The organism is Mycobacterium sp. (genome assembly GCF_008709575.1).
Lineage (GTDB): Bacteria > Actinomycetota > Actinomycetes > Mycobacteriales > Mycobacteriaceae > Mycobacterium.
Genome location: NZ_VYIK01000014.1, coordinates 24145 through 45834, shown reverse-complemented (window position 1 = coordinate 45834; position 21690 = coordinate 24145). Strand labels below are relative to the sequence as shown.

Here is a 21690-nt window from a genome sequence, read left to right as displayed (position 1 = left end):
CGAGCTTAGCGGGGCCGGCGTGCTCGTCCTAACCGGACACTGGCGCCGTCGAGTAAGCGTCCAGGGCGAGATTTTTGCGGATTTTCCGCCGTCAGAGCACAGTGGAAGCCCTGAATGCATCCTCGATGACGACGAAGGGCACCAGCACATGCCAGCCGAGCTGCGGCTGCCGCTGGACGCGGCGGCGATCAGCGACGGGTTGGTGGGTCCGGGTCTGCCCTGGCGTCGGCTCGACGTGGTCGCCGAGACCGGTTCGACCAATGCCGACCTGCTGGCGCGGGCGGCCGCCGGCGTGGATATCGACGGATCGGTGCTGCTTGCCGAATTCCAAAGCGCCGGACGCGGTCGCCACGGCCGGCACTGGTTCGCACCGCCGCGCGCGCAGATCGCGTTGTCGGTGGGGGTGAGCGGAGAGTCGGTGCCGCGGTCGGGCTGGGGCTGGCTGCCGCTGCTGACCGGCGTCGCCGTTGTCGACGCGCTGGCCGCGGTGGCCGGGCTCACCGCCGGGCTGAAGTGGCCCAACGACGTGCTGGTCGGTGACGGCAAGCTTGCCGGGATTCTCGCCGAAGTCGCGGCGCCGACGCCGGTGATCGTCGTGGGGCTGGGGCTCAACGTGACGTTGACCGACCAGGAAGCACCCGATCGGATGGCCACCTCGCTGCTGATGCTCGGGTGCGCGGCGACCGATCGCGAGGTCTTGACGCGCCGCGTATTGCGGGAGCTCGCCAGCCGCATCGAGGCCTGGCGCGCCGCCGGCGGAGCCGATCCGAAGCTGATGGCCGATTACCAGCGGCACAGCCTGACGCTCGGCACCGGGGTGCAGGCCCTGCTGCCCGGCGGCCGCGATGTCGTCGGCGTCGCGCGCGCCGTCGACGAGTTGGGGCGGTTGTGCATCGACACCGGCGGCCAGACGGTAACCGTGTCGGCCGGCGACATCAGCCATCTTCGGCCCAGCCGGCAAGGTTGAGGCCACCAGCGGCAGGTGCCCGGATCAGTCAGCGGTAGCAGTAGGAGTCGGTGGAGGCATCCCCGCCCTGCAGGCGGATTTGGTGAACGCGGTGACCGCGGAAGGCCCCGCCGTGCGGGAAGAAGCGATCGTCGACGGCCAGTCCGCCGGCTGGATCGGCGTCCAACTTGATCATCCACGAGCCGACCCCGCCGGGATAGAACTGGGCATCCCACGCGCCGTACAACGAACTGGTGAAGTAGACCCGCTTGCCGTCGCGGCTGACCTCCAACATCTGCGGTCCGCCGGGCAGCGGCTGATCCGGGCGGGCCGGATGCGGCGCCTTGGCGACGATCCCGCCAAGCCGTACCGAACCGACCTCCCTGGGATGGGCAGGATCGCTGACGTCGTACTGCTTAAGGTCGCCGGTGCCAAAGCAGCTGACGTAGAGAAATTTGTCGTCGACGGACAGGTCGATGTCGGTGACCACTGGCGGCACCGCGCCGAACGGTTTCAACAAGGGCGGCAACAGATCCGGGTCAGCGGGTTCGGCGGGGATAGTGATGACTTTCTCGACTTTCCAGTTCTGGCCGTCCGAATACCAGCGCCAGATCGATCCGGAGAGGTCTTCGGTGGAAATCACCACACCCAAAAAGCCCCAGGTGGCCTCCGGGTCATGTGCCGGGCGGACCTCCAACGCCATCTGCTGTTCCGCACCGAGATCGACAGTCTGCACGTGCTTGCCGAGCGAAAGGTCCCAGAAGTGCAGCCGGTGACCGTACTCCCCGGCCAGCAGCCGCTCGGGGACCAGGCCGTTCTCGATCATCGATGAGGTACCCCACTCGCTGGAGATCAGTACGTTCTGGTTCAGGTGCCACCACGCGTCGTAGGCCATGTGTTGCGGGCCCCGGTCGGTCTCCCAGGCCCGCAGCACCTCGAAGTTGTCGTGGTCGAGCAGCGCGATCCCGCCCGGTTCGTCGTCGGCGCCGGTCGGTCCGCCAAGGCAAGTCAGGAAGATTCCGTCGGGCCCGCAGTGCACCGTGTGCGGCCGCGAATATCCGGCCTTGGCCGCCAGAGCCGCGCCGCTGATCGTCTTCACCAGCCTGGGTTTCCGCGGATCGGGCTGCGTGTCGAACACGAAGATGTTCGACGACCCCCGGATACTCGGCGCCAGCAGGTACCGCCGGGCCAGCCCGTGCATGTCGTGCCCCTCGTGCTTGAGCGCACTGCTGCACGCGTTCCAGCCGAAATGGTGAAACTCGTGACCGGTCCCCGGCACGTCGGTCCACCCGACAACCTGGCCGTACTCGGCCGAGGCGGGATCGACGTCGACCACGACCATCGCGTTAGTCGGTACACCGTGGTCACCTTCGCCGGCCAGCGCCACCACGTACGCCAGCTCTTCCGGAGGTGCCGCTGCCGCCGCCGCGGCTGTCCGGTAAAACGTCGGATCGATCGCCGGTTTCATGGCGACTCCCTGAAGAAGTTACCTGAACAGCTAAGAGTAATGCCTTTGTGGTGCTTTGGCAGCAGCGCGGACTGCACTTTTTCGGGCTGAGGTTGGGCTGAGGTTGGGCTACGGTGCCGGTGTGGGTTACCCCGACAACGTGCTCACCGACGGCGAGCAGGTTGTCCTGCATCGACATCCCCACTGGAAACGGCTGGTCGGCGCCGTCGTCGTGCTGCCGGCGGCAACGGCGTTGGCCTCCTTTGTCGCCGCGGTCGTCAACGCCGCCCGGTGGGATCCGACCGCCAGAAACGTGGCCTTCGCCGGGATCGGGGCGATCTGGCTGGTGGTGGTGAGCCGGCTGACGCTGCGGCCCTACCTGAGCTGGGTGACCACGCATTTCGTCATCACCGATCGGCGGGTGATGTTTCGGCACGGCCTGCTCGCCCGTGGGGGGATCGACATCCCGCTGGCCCGGATCTTGCACGTGGAATTCCAGCGCGGGATCCTCGACCGCATCGTGGGGACCGGGACGCTGATCATCGAGTCGGCGTCACAAGACCCGTTGGAGTTCTGCGACATACCGCGCGTGCAGCAGGTGCATGCGCTGCTGTGTCAGGAGGTCTTCGACACCTTGGAATCCGGGGACTCGTCCAGCTGAGCCGCCCGATCAGCGCGGGACCGCCAGGCGCGGAGCAGCGTGACGTTGCTCGCGACGTTGCCGTGACCCTCGATGTTGTCCTCGAAGACCTCGGCGATCCCGCCTGCGGTCAGTGCGGATTCCAACGCTTTGTCCGGTTCGCGGCCGAATTCGTCGGGGAACACCCAGCGCCGAAACGCCCAGAAGCGGAACGCCATCTGCAGCAGGTTGCCGATGATGTAGGCGGAGATGAAGTCAGCGATATTCTCCGCCGTCAGCGACACCATCGGCACCCGCAGCGCCAAAACGTAGGTGGAGACCCACAACGGCGCCATGGACAGCAGCACACCCACCCCGCTGAACCCGAAGAACAGCAATGCCTCGTGGTGGCGTTCGCGCCCGCCGCGGTGCCGGAAACTCCACTCCCGGTTCAAGATGTAGGAGGCGATGACCGCGACGATGCCGGCGATGACCTTCGCGGTCACCGGCTTGGGCTCCAAGACCGTCAGCTTCAGCGTGTAGAAGATCGCTGAGTCGATGACGAATGTGGTGGCCCCGACGATGACGAACTTGATCAGTTCGTGATGGCGTTCGGCGTAGACCCGCACGAGTCTCGGCAACCGCATCATCGTGGCATCGACACACACAGTCTCGCAGTGTACGGAGCCAGGCTTACCAGCGTGAAGCAATGGTGTCACAGCGGTCAAATAACTGGGGTCCACTGGCGCGCTCAGCCGCCATGACACCATGGGAACGTGCCGAGTAGCCCCACTGCCGTCCCGCCGCCCGCCGGCGGGCGGTGCCCCCGGGTGGCGATGGTCGGTGGCGGCCAGCTCGCCCGGATGACCCACCAGGCGGCGATCGCGTTGGGGCAGACGCTGCGCGTGCTGGTCCTCGCCCCCGACGATTCCGCCGCCCAGGTCACTCCGGATGTGGTGATCGGTTCGCACACCGACCTCGAGGACCTGCGCCGGGTCGCGGCCGGGGCCGACGTGCTGACCTTCGACCACGAACACGTTCCGAACGAGCTGGTCGAGAAACTGGTCGCCGAGGGCGTCAACGTGGCGCCGCCGCCGGCGGCGCTGGCGCACGCGCAGGACAAACGCGTCATGCGGCGACGGCTCGAAGCGCTGGGCGCGCCGGTGCCCCGCTACGTCGCCGCCGAGAGCCTCGACGATGTGACGGCCTTCGCCGGGCTGGTCGATGGCCCGCTGGTGGTCAAGGCCGCCCGCGGCGGATACGACGGGCGCGGGGTGCAGATGGCGACCGACGCCGCGGCGGCCCGGGAGATCGCCCGCGGCTACCTGGACGCCGGGGTGCCGGTGCTGGTCGAGGAGCGGGTGAGGCTGCGCCGTGAGCTGTCGGCGGTGGTGGCGCGCTCGCCGTTCGGTCAGGGGGCCGCGTGGCCGGTGGTCGAAACCGTGCAGCGCGACGGCATTTGCGTGCTGGTGATCGCGCCGGCGCCGGAGCTGCCCGACGACGTCGGCGCGGCGGCTCAGCAGCTGGCGCTGCGGTTGGCGGCCGAACTCGGCGTGGTCGGGGTGCTGGCGGTCGAGCTGTTCGAGACCGAGGGCGGCGCGCTGCTGGTCAACGAGCTGGCAATGCGGCCGCACAACTCCGGGCACTGGACCATGGACGGCTCGCGGACCAGCCAGTTCGAGCAACATTTGCGCGCAGTGCTCGACTATCCGCTCGGCAGCACCGACGCCATCGTCCCGCTGACCGTGATGGTCAACGTGCTGGGTGCCGCGCAGCCGCCGGCGATGACCCTCGACGAGCGACTGCACCACCTCTACGCGCGGATGCCCGACGCCCGGGTTCACCTCTACGGCAAACGTGAGCTGCCCGGACGCAAGATCGGCCATGTCAACTTCCTCGGCTCGGGTTCTTCGCAGCTCCCGCGCCTGCGTGAGCGCGCAGAGCTGGCGGCGCACTGGTTGGCGCACGGGCAGTGGCAGGACGGCTGGAATCCCCATGGCTGAGCAACCGCGGGTCGGCGTGATCATGGGCAGCGACAGCGACTGGTCGGTGATGGCCGACGCCGCTGCGGCGCTGGCCGAATTCGACATCCCCTACGAGGTGGGGGTGGTCTCGGCGCACCGCACCCCGGACCGGATGCTCGGCTACGCCCGCGGCGCGGCCGACCGCGGCATCGCGGTGATCATCGCCGGCGCCGGCGGCGCCGCCCATCTACCGGGGATGGTCGCCTCGGCCACGCCGCTGCCGGTGATCGGCGTCCCGGTGCCGCTGGCGCGGCTGGACGGCCTCGACTCGTTGCTGTCGATCGTGCAGATGCCGGCCGGGGTGCCGGTGGCCACGGTGTCGATCGGCGGTGCTCGCAACGCGGGCCTGCTGGCGGTTCGCATTCTCGCGGCAACCGATCGCGAGCTGCGCGGGCGCGTCGCGGCTTTCCAGAACGAGCTGGCGACGTCGGTGCTCGCGAAGGACGCCGCCCTGCGAGGTAAAGTTACCGACGAGTAGCAAGCCGGCAAGGAGGTCAGGATGGCCGGGTGGGTCGGGAACCCGTCGTTTGATTTGTTCGCGTTGCCGCCGGAGCACCAGGAGCTGCGGGCGGCGATCCGGGCGTTGGCGGAAAAGGAGATCGCACCCTACGCCGCCGAGGTCGACGAGCAGTCCCGGTTTCCCGAGGAGGCGCTGGCGGCGCTGAACGCCTCGGGTTTCAACGCGGTCCACGTGCCCGAGGAGTACGGCGGCCAGGGGGCGGACTCGGTGGCGACCTGCATCGTGATCGAGGAGGTGGCCCGGGTCGACGCCTCCGCCTCGCTGATCCCGGCGGTCAACAAGCTCGGCACGATGGGGTTGATCCTTCGTGGCTCGGAGGAACTCAAAAAACAGGTGTTGCCGGCGCTGGCCGGCGAGGGGGCGCTGGCCTCCTACGCGCTGTCCGAGCGGGAAGCCGGCAGCGACGCGGCGTCGATGCGCACCCGAGCCAGGGCCGACGGCGACGATTGGATCATCAACGGCACCAAGTGCTGGATCACCAACGGCGGCAAGTCGAGCTGGTACACCGTGATGGCGGTGACCGATCCCGACCGGGGGGCCAACGGGATCTCGGCGTTCATGGTGCACAAGGACGACCCGGGTTTCACGGTGGGGCCCAAGGAGAAAAAACTGGGCATCAAGGGCTCCCCGACCACCGAGCTGTACTTCGAAAACTGCCGCATTCCCGGGGATCGGATCATCGGCGAGCCCGGTACCGGGTTCAAGACAGCGCTGGCGACACTGGATCACACCCGCCCGACGATCGGCGCGCAGGCGGTCGGTATCGCCCAGGGCGCGCTGGACGCCGCCATCGCCTACACCAAGGACCGCAAGCAGTTCGGCGAGTCGATCAGCACGTTTCAGGCGGTCCAGTTCATGCTGGCCGACATGGCGATGAAGCTCGAGGCGGCCCGGTTGATGGTCTACACCGCTGCGGCCCGCGCCGAACGCGGTGAGCCCGATCTGGGCTTTATCTCCGCGGCCTCCAAATGCTTCGCCTCCGACGTGGCCATGGAGGTCACCACCGACGCCGTGCAGCTCTTCGGCGGTGCCGGCTACACCACCGACTTTCCGGTCGAACGGTTCATGCGCGACGCCAAGATCACCCAGATCTACGAGGGCACCAACCAGATCCAGCGGGTGGTGATGAGCCGCGCACTGCTGCGCTGACCGACGTCAGCGTGGGCGGCGCACCGCGGTGCAGTAGTAGGGCCCGGCGGCGGGGTTGGTGTCGTCAGCACGCGGCGGCACCGGCAAGCCGCGTTCTGCCAGCAGCTGACTGGGCAGCGTGCGCGTGGTCTGCCAGCCGTCCTGGTCGAGGTAGGTCGCGACGTCATGGCGATCACCCGGATACCACAGGTTGTCGATGCGGGCGTCCAGACCGTGCTCGTACCACTTCTCGGCAGCGGCGTTGTTGAACTGCACCTCCTCCGGAGAGGTCAAAAAGATGTCCGCCACCAGCCGGCTGCCGTCGGCGCTGAGTGCGGTGATGTTGTCCAACAAGCGATCTTGAGCTTCCGGCGGCAGGAAGGCCAGCAGTCCCTCGGCGACCCACGCAGTCGGCTGGCGGGCGTCGAAACCGGCTTCGGTCAGCGCCGACGGCCAGTCGTGGCGCAGATCGGCAGGCACCGCGCGCAGCTGGGCGGTCGGCTCGGCGCCGAGGGCGGCGAGCGTCGCCGTCTTGAACTCGATGACTGCCGGCTGGTCGATCTCGAACAGCGTCGTTCCCGCCGGCCACGTCAGCCGATACCCGCGGGCGTCGAGCCCGGACGCCAGCAGCACCACCTGGCGGATACCCGCGGCCATCGCGTCGGCCAGGAACGCGTCGATGAAACTGGTGCGCACCGCCATGAGGTTGGTCATCGGTTGCATGCCCCACGAGTGGCCGGGGATGTCGACCTCGGCGGCATCGAGCTCGCCGGTCGCCCAACGGGTGAAGAAGTCGACGCCGACGGCCCGCACCAGCGGCTCGGCGAACGGATCGTCGATGATGTGCTCCTTGGTGGCGCGGGCCCGGCCCGCGGCAACCATCGTGGCGGTGGCGCCCACGCTCGTGGCCAGATCCCAGGTATCGTCGTCGCTACGCGTCATGGGCTGAAGCCTATTGAGATCGCGGCGATTGCGCATAAGTCGAGGTGGGCGCGCTGTCTAAGATCGGCCGGCGCGTTGGCGATACTATCGCCGGGTGGCCACACCGAGCCCGCGTCGCGGCAACCCCACCGGTGTCGTCGACCCTGCCTGCCACCATGAACCGCCCCGCGCCGCGCCGCTGCGTGACGCGCGGTGGCACCGGGCCGCACGGTGGGCGCGACGGTTGGCCTGGGTCAGCCTGGCGGCCATGCTCACCGAGGGCATTCTGGGACTCTGGCAGGGCCTGGCGGCGGGGTCGATCGCGCTGACCGGGTGGGCGTTGGGCAGCGTTCCCGAGGGTCTGGCCAGTGCGATGGTGGTGTGGCGGTTCAGCGGTTCGCGCACCCTGTCGGACCGCGCTGAGCGGCGCGCCCAGATTGGTGTCGCCGTGTCGTTCTGGTTGACGGCTCCCTACGTCGCAGCGGAGTCAGTGCGTCATCTGCTCGGCGAGCAGCATGCCGAGACCTCGGTGATCGGTATCGGGGTCACGGCGGTCGCCCTGGTGCTGATGCCGACGTTGGGCCGGGCCAAGCACGCGCTGGCGGTGCGGCTCGGCTCCGGGGCCACCGCGGGCGAAGGCACCCAGAACTACCTGTGTGGTGCGCAGGCCGCCGCGGTGTTGATCGGCCTTGCGGTGACCGCCGCCCTGCCCGGCGCCTGGTGGTTCGACCCCGCGGTCGGCCTGGTCATCGCCGCTCTCGCGGTGTGGCAGGGCATCCGGTCGTGGCGCGGCCGGGACTGCGGCTGCTGACCCGAGCCTGACGCGGCGCCGACTCAGTCCAGGCGGTAGCGGATCAACCGGGAGCTGTTGGCGACGACGGCCACTGACGACGCATTGTGCAGGATCGCGGCGAGCACCGGCGACAAGGCGCCACCGGCGCCGATCAGCAACCCGGCGGCGTTGACCGCGATCGACATGGCGTAGTTTTGCCGGATCACGTCGACAGCGCGTGCGCCCAAATCCCGCACGTCGAGCAGGCGTTGCAGGTCGTCGTTGGCCAGCGCCACGTCGGCGGTTTCCACGGCGACATCGGTTCCGGCCAGTCCCATCGCGATTCCGATGTCGGCCGCCGCCAGCGCCGGGGCGTCGTTGATGCCGTCGCCGACCATCCCGACGACGTGTCCCTCGTCCTGCAGTGCGCGCACTACCTCGAGTTTGTCCTCCGGCAGCACCTCGGCGCGCCACTCATCGATCCCCAGCTGTGCGGCGACGACCCCGGCGATCTGGGGATGATCCCCGGTGAGCATGACAATCCTGCGGATCCCGTTGTCGCGCAGCTTTTTCACGATGTCGCGTGCTTCGGGGCGTATCTCGTCGCGCAGACTGATCAACCCGACCAGCGTGCCGTCCACCGCCAGCAGCAACGGGGTCTCGGCCTGGCGCCGCAGCGTGTCGACCCAGTCCGCCGCCTTCTGTGACACCTCGACGTTTTCGGCGCGCAACAGCGACGGGCTGCCCAGCAACAGGGTCCGCCCGTCGGCCCGAGTCCGCATGCCCAGGCCGACCAGCACCTCGCATTCCTCGTGCGGCGGGATAATGATGCGCCGTTCTTCGGTCGAGCGGATCACGGCCACCGCCAGCGGGTGACGGGAGTGCAACTCCGAGCTGGCGGCATAGGCCAGAACTTGCTCCGGCTGCCAATCATTGTGTAGAGCAATGACATTCGTCACTATTGGGCGACCGACGGTAAGCGTTCCGGTCTTGTCGAAGACCAGTGCGTCCACTTGGCCGGCTTGTTCGAGGTGAGATCCCCCTTTGATCAGAATGCCGCGGCGCGCCCCGTTGCCGATCGCCGCGCTGATCGCCGTGGGCGTCGACAGTCCCACCGCACACGGGCAGGCGATCAGCAGCATCGTCATCGCGCGCCGCACGTCACCGGTGACCACCAGGGTGATCGCCGAAACGATCAGGGAGATCGGCACAAAACGGCGGGAGAAGTTCTCAGCGACGGTTTGGATCGGTGCCCGGTCACGTTGAGCTTGTTCGACCCGAGCGATGATACGGCCGATGGCGGTTTGGTTGCCGACCGCGCGAGCGTGAACCACCAGCCGGCCTCGCAGCACCACCGAACCCGCGTGCACCCGCGCCCCGGTGACGACGCTGACCGGCAGCGTTTCGCCGGTGATCGCGGACTGGTCGACGATGGCCTCCCCGTCCACCACGTCACCGTCGACCGGTATCGCCACGTGGTCGTGCACCACCACGTCGTCGCCGACCTGAACGGCGTCGATCGGCACCTGCACCTCGGCGCCGTCGTCCAGCCGGACCCAGGCGGTGTCGGTAGTGCCGCGCAGCAGCTCGGAGATGGCCCGTCGGGTGCGGCGCAAGGTCAGATCCTGCAGGTACTCGCCGATGTTGAGCAGCCACAGCACGGTGAGCGCGACCACGTTTTCGCGCAGCACCAGACTGGCCACCGTCGCCGCCGTGACCAGCGCATCGGTGCCGGCGCGGCCGGACCGCAGGGCCCGCAGCGCGCCCCGCAGGAACGGGTAGCCCAAAAAAACCGTCGCCCCGGTCGCGATCAGCTGGCCGCTGGGACCCAGCAGCGACGGTCGTTTGAAGACGTAACGGCGCACTCCGAGGAGCGCCAGCGCCACACCACCGATCGCCATGCGCAGCACGTCGGTGTTTCCGACGTCGGACGACCGCGGCGTGCGGGTGGGTATCAGTTCGGCGGCGACGAATTCGGCCGAGGTGATCGCAGCCAGCACCGCCGTGCGATCGCAGCGCTTGGGCGAATACCAGACCACGACCGAGCCGGTACGGGGATAGGCGTGCACCGCCCGGACCCCGTGCTGTTTGTCGACTGCCTCTTCCACCGCGACCGCGCGCCGCGAATGAGACCGGACCCAGGGGACCTCAACCCGCATCCGCCCGGCCGCATCCGAAATCACCCTCAGGTCAGGGCAGCTGGCAGCAGTCATGACGAGTGGTCAGTGCGCGTGCTCGTCGTGGTTGCCGATCGACGGCGGCGCGGCCTCCTCACCGATGCGCTCACGCGCCTCGGCGACGACGTCGGCGAGCTTCAGCCTGACCGACTCCGCTGCTTCTTCGGTCCGGCGGGTCCCGCGCAGACTCCATTCGGCTGCGGTCACTGCGGCGGCGTGCACCGGAGCCTTACGCGCCGCCGTCCGCAGCAGATCGTACGCGGCCGCACCGACCGCCCCGGTGACTACCGCCGCCGTCGCCCTGGCCAACAGTCCGTGCCCGACCATGGTCACGCTCCTTTTGTCGTCACTGTCGCACCCGACCATAACATCGAAATATTGCTATATCAACATGTATTTTGGCTGCCGGGGGTAGGGCTGGACGGACCGCTTCGCAGGCCTGCCGGCAGCTTCGCGCTGCTGACGGTTGTGGCCGGCGTCGACCGGCGATGTAGCGGGCCCGGTTGCGGGAGCGATGGTGTTGCGCCTCATTCGATTGATGCGGGCCAGACGATCACTTACAATTGACCTTGACGGTTTATTGTAAGTCGTGAATGCTGGTGGCCGTGCCGCACCCCGACTGCGCTCCATACCCACCGTCCACGCAGGGCATCGAGACCGCGTCAACCCGATCGGCGGTGCGCCGGTGAGCCGCGCAAGATCGTTGACATGACGCGCACACGAACCCGCCGAACCCAAGCTCAGCGGAGCAGCAAGACCAAGGCCGCTCTGCTCGATGCCACATTGGATCTGCTCGTCGAGTCCGGCTATAAGGCCACCACGACGACCGCAGTCGCCCATCGGGCCGGGGTTTCGCTGGGCGCGCTCCTGCACCATTTCCCCACCAAGACCGACCTGCTCTCGGCCGCGATCGGACACGCATTCGAGCGCCGCACCGCGGAGTACCGCCGAGCCATGGCCGAGGTGGATGCTGCCGAAGACAAACTGGACGCCACGCTCGACCTGCTGTGGTCGATGTGGACCGGTCCGACGTTCACCGCATTCGTCGAGCTGTGGGTCGCGGCCCGCACTGATGCCGAACTGGCGGATTCCCTGGTGGCGGTGGACCGCGAGTTCCTCCGGACGAGCCAGGATATCTACGCCGACTACTTCCCGGGTGATCAAGCAAGTGACGACGGTGCCCGAAGCGGGTTGCAGTTGGTCTTCTCGCTGGTGACCGGGTTGGCGTTCTGCAACATGATCGAGGGGTACCACCCGTTCGAATCCAAGCTCGTCATCGAAACATTCAAGGCGATGGCTCGGAGCAGAGCCGAGTCGAAGCGCGCCGCGTTAGGGAGGTAGCAGTGATGGGCCGCAGGCGTCGTTGGCTGATTTTTGGGATGTTGGCGAGTGCCGGTACCGGGGTCTTGTCGCCGACCGCGACGATGAATCCGGCAGTCGCCTACGCGGACGTCTCCACCGACCCCGCCGATCCGGCGACCATCGGGCTGGTCATTGGCCCCAGCGGGGTACCGATCCCCGGATCCGGGTATGTGCAGGCGGCCAACCTGCTCTACATCCAGCCCAATTTCCCCGACACCACTTACCCCGATCCCTATGCCAACGGCCTGTTCACGCCCGAGTATCCGGTCCTTGCCGTGCCCTTTTCCGACAACTACCCCAATGCCACGACCGGTCCGCTGGCCGGCTTTCCCGACGAGAGCACCTCGGTGGGCCAGGGCATGCTCATTCTGGACAACGCGATCGCCAGCGACAAGGCGGCCGGCGACGCCTCAACCGTGTTCGGCTGGTCGCAGAGCTCCACGATCGCCAGCCTGGTCATGGAGCAACTCGACCCTAATGGCACGCCGGAACCAGACGCCGGCCTGCAGTTCGTGCTTGTCGGTGACCCCAGCGCGCCCAACGGCGGGCTGTCCGAGCGCTTCGACGGTTTGAACACCCCGAGTGAGGGTATCGCTTACGACGGCGCAACCCCCGCCAACTCCTTCCCCACCGACATCTACACCCTCGAATACGACGGCTTCGCCGACTACCCGCGCTATCCCATCGATGTCCTGGCGGACCTCAACGCCGACTTGGGTCTCGTCGACATCCACGGGCTGTATCTGAGCCTGGCGCCCACGCAGATCGCCGACGAGGCGTTTCTCCTTCCGGGGTCGGAGGCCCTGGGCGCTGACACGCTGACCAACTACTACATGATCGACGAAACGCCGCCGCTGGTGAGTCTGCTGCCCAAGCCGCTGCAAGCCCTGCTGGGGCCCGACCTGACCTATCTGATCAACTTGGGCTACGGCGCCGACAACCTTGGCTACTCGACTCCGGCGAATGTGCCCACCGAGTTCGGGCTGTTCCCGGACGTCAGCCCGATCACGGTCTTTGACGAGCTGGTCGCCGGGGCGCAGCAGGGCTTCAGCGCTTTCACCGACGACCTGGCGAATGTCTCGCTGTCGTCGCTGACGGCGGGGGCGTCGGGAGCAGCATTGTCGCTGCCGAGCATGACCGATCTCGTGACGGCGGTGTCCGCCGACGTCAGCGACCCCGCAGCGACCCTGACCAACCTTGCCGACGGGATCGCCGGTGCCGCCGCCGCGCTGTCTGCCTTGCAGCTGCAGACATCGGACATCGCCTATGCAGCGGTGTTCAGCTTGCCCGCCTACGATGTCACTTTGTTCCAGGACAACCTCGCCAACCCCATCGATGCCATCGGTTTGCCCGTCGCGGCGGACACCGGCCTGCTCACGCTAGCGGCCGGCATCGAACTCGACCTCGCCGACGCCGCGATCACCACGGCCATCAATGACATCACCGGCGCTCTGATCCCGTAGGGTTGCGGCAGGCTGTTGGACCGGTCGATCAACAGCCGGGCCAACAGCGACGGATACCGGCGATTTCTCACCGGATCGCGCGCTGACTCATCCACGATGCGCGCGCCCACCGCCTCGTGGATTTCGGTCACCATGGAGCCCGGCGCGGCCCGTGGACGAAGTCTTGACTGCGAATCGACTCGGCCAGGCCGTGCCGCTATTCGAGGACGCGCGTAACCTTTTCCGTCTCGATCCGTCGCGGCAGCACACCGGGATCGGGGTGGGCGACGTGCACCAGCGACCCACCCACCGCCAAGATCGCCAGCAGGTGGCCGACCAGGGCGGGGGGCTGCGCCCACGATGCGGTCGAAAGCACTCGGTCCGCGGACGTCAGGCCCGCTGCCTGCGCGAAGCTGCGGCAGTCGGCGAGCACCTGGTCGACCGAATGGCCGGCCAGCGCCGGCCCGGGTGCGGGTTCGGCGACAACCTGGTCGGCATGCACCCGCACCGCGGTCGCGTAGTCGGTGACCCCGACCGGAACGTCGTCCGCCGGTCGGCCGAACGGATCCAGCGACAGCACCGCCACCTCGCCGGCCGCCTGATCGGCCTCGCCGAGCCGATCGGCGGTGCACAGCGCGACGTCGGCGGGCCCGGTGCCGAGCAGGACCTCGGCGCCGATCCACCAGATCCCGAACAGCACGGCCGCGGTCTGCCAATGCGCCGGCAGCAGCACCGCCACCCGGCAGCCCGGACCGGCACCCAGCTCGTCGCGCAGCAGATTGGCGGTCTTGGCGGCCCAGTTCGCCAAGGTCACCGTGGACAGCTCGATACGCTGGCCGTCGGCGTCGTCGTAGTAGGTGAGGCGCGGACCGACCGGGTCGGTATGCAGCAGCGGGTCCAGAATCGCTTGGGAAAGCGTGAGCCTGTTAGTTGACACACTCCGGATTGTCCGAGCCCGCGGTCAGGATCGGCGAGGGTGGGGGAGCGGTGTTCTCGCTTGCGCCCCGTGATGTGCCGGCCGCGATCGTCGCGGCGTCGCCGCCGAGCCCGGAGCCGGGACCGGTGTAGTCGTTGGCCAGGATTACCCGCACCACCCCGGGCGGCACCGAAGTGTCGGCGACGACCGGGAGCCCGCCGAGGTCCCTGGCTACCGCCTGGGCGCCCGCGTCGTCGGCCCTGGCGGCACGGACCTGGCTGGCCGATACGTGCGCGGCCTCGTTGTTGGCTACGGCGCCCGGCGTGAAACCCTTGGCGCTCAGCACTTCCGATACCGCAGCAGCCAGGCCGTTGATGTCGGTGTCGTTGAGCACGTCCGCGGTGGTTTTTTCCGGCGTGTAGGCGAGCTCGTCGGTCTTGCCTTGGTCTTGATCGTGCAGGAGGCCGGCGACCCACTCGGCGACCTGGTGCGGATCCACCCGCACCACGCTGTGCATGCCGTCGTCGCTCCAGCCCGCCTCGTCGAGTACCGGGATGGTGGCGAATGCGACGTTGCCGGCGCTCAGCTTCTCCAGCTGTTTGACGAAGTCCATGATGTCCCATCCGGAAGACAGCACCACCGAACGCTGGATGGCGCTTTGCAGCCGTTCCATCGTGGCCGGACTCGACAGCGTTTTGCCGGAGATCACTCGATGGGCCAGTGACGCCATCACGGCCTGCTGGCGCACCACCCGGTCCAAGTCGCCGCGGGGCAGGTCGTGGCGCTGGCGGACAAAGCTCAGGGCCTGCGGGCCGGTCAGTTTTTGCCAGCCCGCCGGGAAGTCGGCACCTGACATCGGCTCGTAGACCGGCTCTTTGAGGCAGACGTCGACACCACCGAGGGCATCGGTGATCAGCGCGAAACCCAGCAGGCCGATCTCGGCGTAGTGGTCGACGGTGACACCGGTGAGATCGGCGACCGTCTTGATCAGGGCCTCGCGGCCGGCTTCGGTCCCGCGCGCCTCGGCGACGGCGGGATCGACACCGGCTTCGACGAGGCCGGCGCGTTTTTCCTCCTTGGTTTGGCCGTAGACGCCGTTGATCTTGGTCTTGCCCAGACCGGGAGCCGCGACGTAGGAGTCGCGGGGGATCGAGATCGCGGTGGCCGATTTCCCGTTGTTGGGGATGCGCACCAGGATGATCGTGTCGGTGTTGGTGGCGGTTTCGTCACCGGCTCGCAGGGTGGCCAATTCCTCGGCGGACAGCGGGTTGCCGTGAGCGTCGGTTCGACTGTCCATGCCCACCAGCAGGATGTCGATCGCGCCGTCGTCGCCGCCGCTGCCCAGTGCGCCGGCGGCGATGCGGCTGATCCCGTTCGCGAACGAACGGATGTTGCTCCACGCCACCCCGGTGCCGAGCACCACCGCCACGGCCGCGGCCGTGGCAATCACGCGCACCACTTTTTGCACAAACACCACTCTAGGTTACTTACGGCACAGGATGATCGCTTACAGCGGCGCTTCGGCGTGCCAGACTTGCCACCATGCGGGACAGGATCGTGGTCACCGGCGCCGGCGGCCAGGTCGGCAGCTTCCTGGCAGCCGAGGCCGCGCGGCAGGGCCGCGAGGTGCTGGCGTTGACGTCGGCGCAATGGGACGTGACCGATCCGGTCGCCGCAGAGCGGATCCTCGAGCCCGGCGATGTGGTGGTCAACTGCGCGGCCTACACCGACGTCGACGGCGCGGAAAGCCACGAAGCGGCCGCCTACGCGGTGAACGCGACCGGTCCGGGGTACATCGCGCAGGCCTGTTCGCGCGTCGGCGCTCGGTTGATCCACATCTCCACCGACTACGTGTTCAGCGGTGACTTCGGCGCCTCGCAGCCGCGCCCGTACGAACCCGGCGATCGAACCGATCCGATCAGTGTCTACGGGCGGACCAAACTTGCCGGCGAAAAGGCCGTGCTGGCCACATTGCCGCAGGCCACCGTGGTGCGCACGGCCTGGGTCTACACCGGAGACGGCAAGGACTTCGTCGCGGTGATGCGCAAACTGGCCGCCGGCGACGGCATCGTGGAGGTCGTCGATGACCAGACCGGCTCACCGACCTACGTCCCGGATTTGGTCGCCGCGCTGCTGGAGATCGCCGACGGGAGAGTGCGTGCTTCGGTCGTGCACGCCGCCAACCACGGGGCGGTGAGCCGGTTTGAGCAGGCTCGCGCGGTGTTCGCCGGCGTCGGCGCCGATCCGGGCCGCGTCCGCCCGGTCAGCAGCGCCGCCTATCCCCGGCCGGCACCCCGACCGCGTTATTCGGCGCTGTCCGGCCGAGTGTCCCAACAGGCGGGGCTCTCACCGCTGCGGCCGTGGCGCGACGCGCTGACGCAAGCGCTGTTCGACCGACCGTTACCCTCTACGCGTGAGTGATGCCCTGCCGGTCGTGACGGTGACCTATTCCCCGGGCCCGCACCTGGATCGGTTCCTGGCCTCGCTGTCACTGGCCACCGACCGGCCGGTGTGCGTGGTGATGGCCGACAACGGCTCGACCGACGGGGCGCCGCAGGCCGCCGTCGAACGCTATCCCAACGTACGGCTGTTCTCGACCGGGTCCAACCTCGGCTACGGCACCGCGGTGAACCGGGCCGTCGCCCAGGTCGCTGAGGCCTTGGACGATGTTGGGGAGTGGTTCATCGCGGCCAACCCGGACGTGCAGTGGGGCCCCGGCAGCATCGACGCCCTGCTGGACGCCGCCGCCCGGTGGCCGCGTGCGGCCACTTTGGGTCCGCTGATCCGCGACCCGGACGGGTCGGTGTACCCGTCGGCACGCCAGCTGCCCAGCCTGCTCCGGGGTGGCATGCACGCCGTGTTGGGTCCGCTGTGGCCGACCAACCCGTGGTCCAGAGCCTATCGGCAAGAGCAGCTAGCACCCAGCGAGCGGCCGGTGGGGTGGCTGTCCGGGTCCTGCCTTTTGGTACGCCGGGCCGCGTTCGAGCAGGTCGGCGGATTTGACGAGCGTTATTACATGTACATGGAAGACGTCGACCTGGGCGATCGGCTGGGCAAGGCGGGATGGCTGAACGTCTACGTCCCGTCGGCCGAGGTTTTGCACCACAAGGGCCACGCCACCGGCCGGGAGTCGGCACCCAACCTGCTGGCCCATCACGCCAGCACCTATATCTTCCTGGCCGATCGGCATCCCGGTTGGTGGCGTGCGCCGCTGCGCTGGGCGTTCAAGGTCGGGTTGGCGGCGCGGGCACGACTGTTGGTGCGCAGCTCGAAACGGCGGTGGTGACAGTGCTCGAGGTCGATGCCGTCGTTCTGGTCGGCGGCAAGGGCACCCGGCTGCGACCGTTGACGCTGTCGGTGCCCAAGCCGATGCTGCCCACTGCCGGGCTGCCGTTCCTCACCCACCTGCTGTCGCGGATCGCGGCGGCCGGCATCGAGCACGTGATCCTGGGCACGTCGTATCAGACTCATGTGTTCGAAAGGGAATTCGGCGACGGTGCCAAGCTCGGGCTGCAGATCGACTACGTGCCCGAAGAGCACCCGCTGGGCACCGGCGGCGGAATCGCCAACGTCGCACCGCGGCTGCGTCACGACACCGTGATGGTGTTCAACGGCGACGTGCTCTCCGGCGTCGATCTGGGGCAGCTGCTGAACTTCCACCGCGAGCAGCGCGCCGACATCACGCTGCACTTGGTGCGGGTGGGCGACCCGCGCGCGTTTGGCTGTGTGCCGACCGAAAACGGCAGGGTGACAGCATTTTTGGAGAAGACTCAAGACCCGCCGACCGACCAGATCAACGCGGGCTGTTACGTGTTCTCCCGGGAGATTATCGACCGGATCCCGCGCGGGCGCGAGGTCTCGGTCGAACGCGAGGTGTTCCCGGCGCTGCTCTCCGACGCGGTCAAGGTGTGCGGTTATGTCGATTCCAGCTACTGGCGGGACATGGGCACTCCGGAGGACTTCGTCCGCGGCTCAGCGGATCTGGTGCGCGGCATCGCCCCGTCGCCCGCGCTGGGCGGCCACCGCGGCGAGCAGTTGGTGCACGACGGTGCGGCGATCTCCCCGGGCGCGGTGCTCGTCGGCGGCACAGTCGTCGGGCGGGGAGCCGAAATCGGCCCGGGCGTCCGGTTGGACGGCGCGGTCGTCTTCGACGGCGTCCGCGTCGAGGCCGGTTCCGTGATCGAGCGCTCGATCATCGGCTTCGGCGCCCGCATCGGGCCGCGGGCGCTGATCCGCGACGGCGTGATCGGCGACGGTGCCGACATCGGGGCGCGCTGCGAACTGTTGCGCGGGGCGCGGGTGTGGCCCGGAGTCTGCATTCCCGACGGCGGGATCAGGTATTCGTCGGACGTGTGAGTCGGTCTTGGGCCACTGACATCGACGTCACCGCGGCGCCAATTCTCCTGGACCGCCACCCCAACCGGGCATCGGCGCCGGGTGAAATTAGACCCGCTCTATCTGCAGACCTCTCAAGGGCCTCGGAGTGGTAGATCACGGACGACGGTCAACGCATTAAAACGCTGAGATCGTGTCGCCGTTGTTATCGCTGACGTAGACGTCCCCGGTGACGGGGCTGACCGCTACGCCGGTCGGAAGCTTGCCGACGTCGATGGTGCCAATGAGTGTAGCGGTGCTGGGATCGATCACCGACACCGTATCAGCGCCGGCGTTAGCGACGTAGACATCGCCGGTATCCGGGCCGGCTGCGCTGATCGCCACCCCTTGTGGCGCCGCGCCGACGTCGATTAATTCAACGCCTAGTTTATTTGTGGTGGGATCGAAGGTGATCACCGTACCGCTGCTGGAATTGGCGACGTAGCCGACCGTGGAGCCAACCGCTATGCCTGCCGGCACGAAGCCAGAGCCGAGTGTGATGGTGGCAACGACAGTGTTGGAATGGCCGATCACCGACACCGTGTCGCTGCCGATGTTGACGACGTAGACATCCCCGGTACTGGAGCTGACCGCCAGTTGCTGCGGATCTTGCCCGACGCTGATGGTGGCAACGACCGTGTCCTTGTCTGAAGGGTCGATCACCGACACCGTGTCGCTACCGGCATTGGTGACATAAACATCGCCCGTGCCGGGGTCAAACGCCACCCCATACGGACCACTGCCGACGTCGATGGTATGAGTCACCCTGTCGGTGTCGATCACCGAGACGGTATCGCTGCCGTAGTTGGCGACGTAGGCGTCGCCAGTGACGGGACTGACCGCCACCCCGTGCGGACTGCTGCCGACGTCGACGGTGTAGATGACCTTGTTGTCATAGATCACCGACACGGTATCCGCGCCGGCGTTGGTGACGTAGACATCACCGGGGTTGGAGCCGACCGCTACCCCCAACGGGGCGCTTCCGACGTCGATGGTGATGACACCGGCGCCGCCTTTCCCGCCGTCACCACCCTGGCCGCCAGCACCACCTGTGCTGTCCGAGGGGCCGGCGCCGTCGCTGCCGTTGCCGCCGGACTGGCCGGCGGCAACGGGTGTGGAGCCGCCGTTGCCGCCGACCCCACCGTTGCCCCCGGCCCCACCTTCACCGGGACTGCCCGGTGCTCCTGACTCGGCTCGAACAGTTCCGGCTCCGTTGAGACCGCCTGTTCCTGCTGTTCCTGCCGTGCCACCGTCACCGCCGTCACCGCCGGTGCCGCCGGCCCCGCCGTTGCCGGCGCTGACACCGTTTGGCGCGGTCTGTGAATAACCGGCCCCGCCGGTCCCGCCGTTACCACCGGTGCCGCCGTCACCGCCGTCGCCGGCGTTGCCGCCAACCCCGCCGGCACCGACCGTGCCGTCGATGTGGCCGACCCCGGCCGCCCCACCCGCACCGCCATCACCGCCATCACCGCCGCGCCCGCCGGTGTCGCCGTTGCCGCCGTTGCCACCGGGCCCACCGTTGGGGTGGGTCGCTGTGCCGGCCGCACCGGCGTTGCCGTTGGCCCCGCTCGTCCCGGTGGTCCCGGTGGCGCCGTTACCGCCGGCCCCGCCGGCCCCACCATCACCGCCGTCGCCCTGCACCCCGGCGACCCCGGCCATCCCGGCAGCTCCAGAAGTCCCGGCTTTCCCCCACATACCACCAAGACCACCGGAACCCCCAGCACCGCCATCACCGCCGGCCCCGCCGGCCCCGCCGTCGCCGCCCTTGCCGCCGTCGCCGCCGTTGCCGCCGTTGCCGCCGGTGTCTGCGGTTGGGCTGTAGCCGACTCCGCCGTTTCCGCCGTTTCCGCCGTCGCCGCCGTCACCGCCGTCGCCGCCGTTCCCGCCGACCCCGCCGGAACCTCCATCCCCGATAAACGATCCAGCATTGCCTCCGGCGCCGCCAGGCCCGCCAATTCCGCCTGCCCCGCCCGGACTCCCGGCCCCGCCGGCACCGCCGGCCCCACCCGCACCGCCGTGAACATCGATTTCACCTGGCGCACCGGGCATACCAGGTGTGCCGGACGCCCCGCTCATCCCGGTCCCTCCGGTACCACCGACCCCGCCGTCCCCGCCATTACCGAATACCACGGCGTTTCCACCGGCCCCACCGGCTCCGCCGGCCCCACCATCAACCCCGGTCCCGCCGGCCCCGCCGTCCCCGCCATTACCGAGCAGCAGCCCGCCGGTCCCGCCGGTCCCGCCGGTCCCGCCATCGACCCCGTTCCCGCCGGTGCCGCCGTCGCCGATGAGTCCGGCCGAGCCGCCGATACCGCCATCGCCGCCATCCACCCCGGCCACCCCGGTGGCCCCAGTGCCGCCGTCGCCGACCAAAAACCCACCGTCACTTAGGTTGCCGAAGATCCCCGAACCCCCGAGTATCGAGGTGTTGGCACCGGTGAATGCGTTGACTCCGTTGCCGATCAAATCTCGACCGAACAAGTCCACAAACGGCGCATTGATGAGCTGATCGAGACCGTGTCCGAGCGGACTGGTTATCCAGTCTTGTGCTGTTGCGATGACGGCGGTGTTTAGCTGCTGAACCAGTTCCACCAGCACGGCATCCAGCTCGCCCGACTGCTCTACAGCTGCCCCACCCGCATCACCCAACCCCGGGTTGGTCGCAACAGCCCCGCCTGCCAGCGGATCAAGGATCGGGTTGAGGATCCATTCCAAGACATCGGCATGCACGAATGGTGTCGGAGCAACCGGAACTATCGCTGCGAGCCATAACGCCCCGGTCGTGGCGCCCATCCTCACCGCACATCTGCGCCGGCGGGACTTGGTGCGGCGAGCCTTGCGGATATTTCTGCTGACATGATGAGCCACCGCGCACAATCCTAAAGCAACTTATTAAGTACATCTACGTCGATGAAATGGTGTCCGAGAAAGAACCGTAACTTCGAAATGCCTTGTCGTGACGGGACAATGTGATTTCCTAAGGGTCATAGTCGACCACAACGACGGGCAATTGCTCACTCACCGGCAACGGGCGCGGTGTTG

Annotated in this window: 19 protein-coding genes; 11 read left to right on the top strand and 8 right to left on the bottom strand. The window is 68.2% G+C overall.

Annotated elements, in window-relative coordinates:
- Nucleotides 1-148 precede the first annotated feature (148 nt).
- Nucleotides 149-967 (top strand): biotin--[acetyl-CoA-carboxylase] ligase, encoded by an 819-nt coding sequence (locus F6Q13_RS04985; RefSeq protein ID WP_293053083.1) that lies wholly within the window; start codon nt 149-151, stop codon nt 965-967.
- A 28-nt stretch (nt 968-995) separates the two neighbouring features.
- On the opposite strand, the gene F6Q13_RS04980 is transcribed toward F6Q13_RS04985, so the two are convergent.
- Nucleotides 996-2414, bottom strand: a complete 1419-nt coding sequence (locus F6Q13_RS04980) for a selenium-binding protein SBP56-related protein (RefSeq protein ID WP_293053081.1) — start codon at nt 2412-2414, stop codon at nt 996-998.
- Nucleotides 2415-2535: 121 nt separating this feature from the next.
- Here F6Q13_RS04980 and F6Q13_RS04975 point away from each other — a divergent pair, with 121 nt between their 5' ends.
- Nucleotides 2536-3054: a PH domain-containing protein gene (locus F6Q13_RS04975; RefSeq protein WP_293053079.1), complete on the top strand. Its 519-nt coding sequence runs from the start codon at nt 2536-2538 to the stop codon at nt 3052-3054.
- On the opposite strand, the gene F6Q13_RS04970 is transcribed toward F6Q13_RS04975, so the two are convergent.
- Nucleotides 3009-3662, bottom strand: a complete 654-nt coding sequence (locus tag F6Q13_RS04970) for a GtrA family protein (RefSeq protein ID WP_293053140.1) — start codon at nt 3660-3662, stop codon at nt 3009-3011. The genes F6Q13_RS04975 and F6Q13_RS04970 overlap by 46 nt on opposite strands.
- 186 nt (nt 3663-3848) lie before the next feature.
- On the opposite strand from F6Q13_RS04970, the gene F6Q13_RS04965 reads away from it, so the two are divergent.
- The 3 genes from F6Q13_RS04965 to F6Q13_RS04955 are packed head-to-tail and all read left to right on the top strand — an operon-like array spanning nt 3849 to nt 6705.
- Nucleotides 3849-5015 carry a 5-(carboxyamino)imidazole ribonucleotide synthase gene (locus F6Q13_RS04965; RefSeq protein WP_293053137.1) on the top strand — a complete coding sequence of 389 codons (1167 nt, stop codon included), beginning with the start codon at nt 3849-3851 and terminating at the stop codon, nt 5013-5015.
- A complete protein-coding gene (purE, locus tag F6Q13_RS04960; RefSeq protein WP_293053077.1) occupies nt 5008-5514 on the top strand; it encodes a 5-(carboxyamino)imidazole ribonucleotide mutase in 507 nt (168 codons plus the stop codon). The genes F6Q13_RS04965 and purE overlap by 8 nt, the downstream gene beginning before the upstream one ends.
- A gap of 21 nt (nt 5515-5535) precedes the next feature.
- A complete protein-coding gene (locus F6Q13_RS04955) occupies nt 5536-6705 on the top strand; it encodes an acyl-CoA dehydrogenase (RefSeq protein ID WP_293053075.1) in 1170 nt (389 codons plus the stop codon).
- A 6-nt stretch (nt 6706-6711) separates the two neighbouring features.
- Here the strand turns inward: F6Q13_RS04955 and F6Q13_RS04950 are convergent, their stop codons facing one another.
- Entirely contained in the window at nt 6712-7626 is a 915-nt protein-coding gene (locus tag F6Q13_RS04950) for a class I SAM-dependent methyltransferase (protein ID WP_293053073.1), read from the bottom strand.
- 178 nt (nt 7627-7804) lie between these two features.
- Between F6Q13_RS04950 and F6Q13_RS04945 the strand changes: the two genes are divergently transcribed.
- Entirely contained in the window at nt 7805-8416 is a 612-nt protein-coding gene (locus tag F6Q13_RS04945) for a cation transporter (protein WP_293053134.1), read from the top strand.
- A gap of 23 nt (nt 8417-8439) precedes the next feature.
- On the opposite strand, the gene ctpC is transcribed toward F6Q13_RS04945, so the two are convergent.
- Complete coding sequence (ctpC, locus tag F6Q13_RS04940; RefSeq protein ID WP_293053071.1) at nt 8440-10590, bottom strand: manganese-exporting P-type ATPase CtpC; 2151 nt, start codon at nt 10588-10590, stop codon at nt 8440-8442.
- Between the two features lie 9 nt (nt 10591-10599).
- On the bottom strand, nt 10600-10881 hold the full coding sequence (locus tag F6Q13_RS04935; protein ID WP_293053069.1) for a DUF1490 family protein: 282 nt from the start codon (nt 10879-10881) through the stop codon (nt 10600-10602).
- 381 nt (nt 10882-11262) lie between these two features.
- Between F6Q13_RS04935 and F6Q13_RS04930 the strand changes: the two genes are divergently transcribed.
- Both F6Q13_RS04930 and F6Q13_RS04925 read left to right on the top strand, forming a co-directional pair.
- Complete coding sequence (locus tag F6Q13_RS04930; protein ID WP_293053067.1) at nt 11263-11895, top strand: TetR/AcrR family transcriptional regulator; 633 nt, start codon at nt 11263-11265, stop codon at nt 11893-11895.
- Between the two features lie 5 nt (nt 11896-11900).
- On the top strand, nt 11901-13379 hold the full coding sequence (locus F6Q13_RS04925; protein WP_293053065.1) for a PE-PPE domain-containing protein: 1479 nt from the start codon (nt 11901-11903) through the stop codon (nt 13377-13379).
- Between the two features lie 196 nt (nt 13380-13575).
- On the opposite strand, the gene F6Q13_RS04920 is transcribed toward F6Q13_RS04925, so the two are convergent.
- Together F6Q13_RS04920 and F6Q13_RS04915 are read right to left on the bottom strand one after the other, a co-directional pair.
- Nucleotides 13576-14295 carry a TIGR03089 family protein gene (locus tag F6Q13_RS04920; RefSeq protein WP_293053063.1) on the bottom strand — a complete coding sequence of 240 codons (720 nt, stop codon included), beginning with the start codon at nt 14293-14295 and terminating at the stop codon, nt 13576-13578.
- Nucleotides 14285-15748: an LCP family protein gene (locus F6Q13_RS04915; protein WP_293053062.1), complete on the bottom strand. Its 1464-nt coding sequence runs from the start codon at nt 15746-15748 to the stop codon at nt 14285-14287. The genes F6Q13_RS04920 and F6Q13_RS04915 overlap by 11 nt, the downstream gene beginning before the upstream one ends.
- Nucleotides 15749-15816: 68 nt before the next feature.
- On the opposite strand from F6Q13_RS04915, the gene rfbD reads away from it, so the two are divergent.
- From rfbD to F6Q13_RS04900, 3 genes are read left to right on the top strand one after another with little or no spacing between them, the layout of a single operon-like run.
- Nucleotides 15817-16695 carry a dTDP-4-dehydrorhamnose reductase gene (gene rfbD, locus F6Q13_RS04910; protein ID WP_293053061.1) on the top strand — a complete coding sequence of 293 codons (879 nt, stop codon included), beginning with the start codon at nt 15817-15819 and terminating at the stop codon, nt 16693-16695.
- Entirely contained in the window at nt 16688-17560 is an 873-nt protein-coding gene (locus F6Q13_RS04905; protein ID WP_293053060.1) for a glycosyltransferase family 2 protein, read from the top strand. Before rfbD ends, F6Q13_RS04905 begins: the two co-directional genes overlap by 8 nt.
- The gene (locus tag F6Q13_RS04900; protein WP_293053059.1) at nt 17557-18630 is read left to right on the top strand and encodes an NDP-sugar synthase; all 1074 of its coding nucleotides are present in this window, start codon (nt 17557-17559) and stop codon (nt 18628-18630) included. The genes F6Q13_RS04905 and F6Q13_RS04900 overlap by 4 nt, the downstream gene beginning before the upstream one ends.
- A 156-nt stretch (nt 18631-18786) precedes the next feature.
- On the opposite strand, the gene F6Q13_RS04895 is transcribed toward F6Q13_RS04900, so the two are convergent.
- A complete protein-coding gene (locus F6Q13_RS04895) occupies nt 18787-21441 on the bottom strand; it encodes a YncE family protein (protein ID WP_293053058.1) in 2655 nt (884 codons plus the stop codon).
- Nucleotides 21442-21690: the final 249 nt, after the last annotated feature.

Coding starts and splice junctions, on each gene's coding strand:
- F6Q13_RS04985 (WP_293053083.1), top strand. CDS start 149: ATGCCAGCCGAGCTGCGGCTGCCGCTGGACGCGGCGGCGATCAGCGAC.
- F6Q13_RS04980 (WP_293053081.1), bottom strand. CDS start 2,414: ATGAAACCGGCGATCGATCCGACGTTTTACCGGACAGCCGCGGCGGCG.
- F6Q13_RS04970 (WP_293053140.1), bottom strand. CDS start 3,662: ATGATGCGGTTGCCGAGACTCGTGCGGGTCTACGCCGAACGCCATCAC.
- F6Q13_RS04965 (WP_293053137.1), top strand. CDS start 3,849: ATGGTCGGTGGCGGCCAGCTCGCCCGGATGACCCACCAGGCGGCGATC.
- purE (WP_293053077.1), top strand. CDS start 5,008: ATGGCTGAGCAACCGCGGGTCGGCGTGATCATGGGCAGCGACAGCGAC.
- F6Q13_RS04955 (WP_293053075.1), top strand. CDS start 5,536: ATGGCCGGGTGGGTCGGGAACCCGTCGTTTGATTTGTTCGCGTTGCCG.
- F6Q13_RS04950 (WP_293053073.1), bottom strand. CDS start 7,626: ATGACGCGTAGCGACGACGATACCTGGGATCTGGCCACGAGCGTGGGC.
- ctpC (WP_293053071.1), bottom strand. CDS start 10,590: ATGACTGCTGCCAGCTGCCCTGACCTGAGGGTGATTTCGGATGCGGCC.
- F6Q13_RS04935 (WP_293053069.1), bottom strand. CDS start 10,881: ATGGTCGGGCACGGACTGTTGGCCAGGGCGACGGCGGCGGTAGTCACC.
- F6Q13_RS04930 (WP_293053067.1), top strand. CDS start 11,263: ATGACGCGCACACGAACCCGCCGAACCCAAGCTCAGCGGAGCAGCAAG.
- F6Q13_RS04925 (WP_293053065.1), top strand. CDS start 11,901: ATGGGCCGCAGGCGTCGTTGGCTGATTTTTGGGATGTTGGCGAGTGCC.
- rfbD (WP_293053061.1), top strand. CDS start 15,817: ATGCGGGACAGGATCGTGGTCACCGGCGCCGGCGGCCAGGTCGGCAGC.
- F6Q13_RS04895 (WP_293053058.1), bottom strand. CDS start 21,441: ATGGGCGCCACGACCGGGGCGTTATGGCTCGCAGCGATAGTTCCGGTT.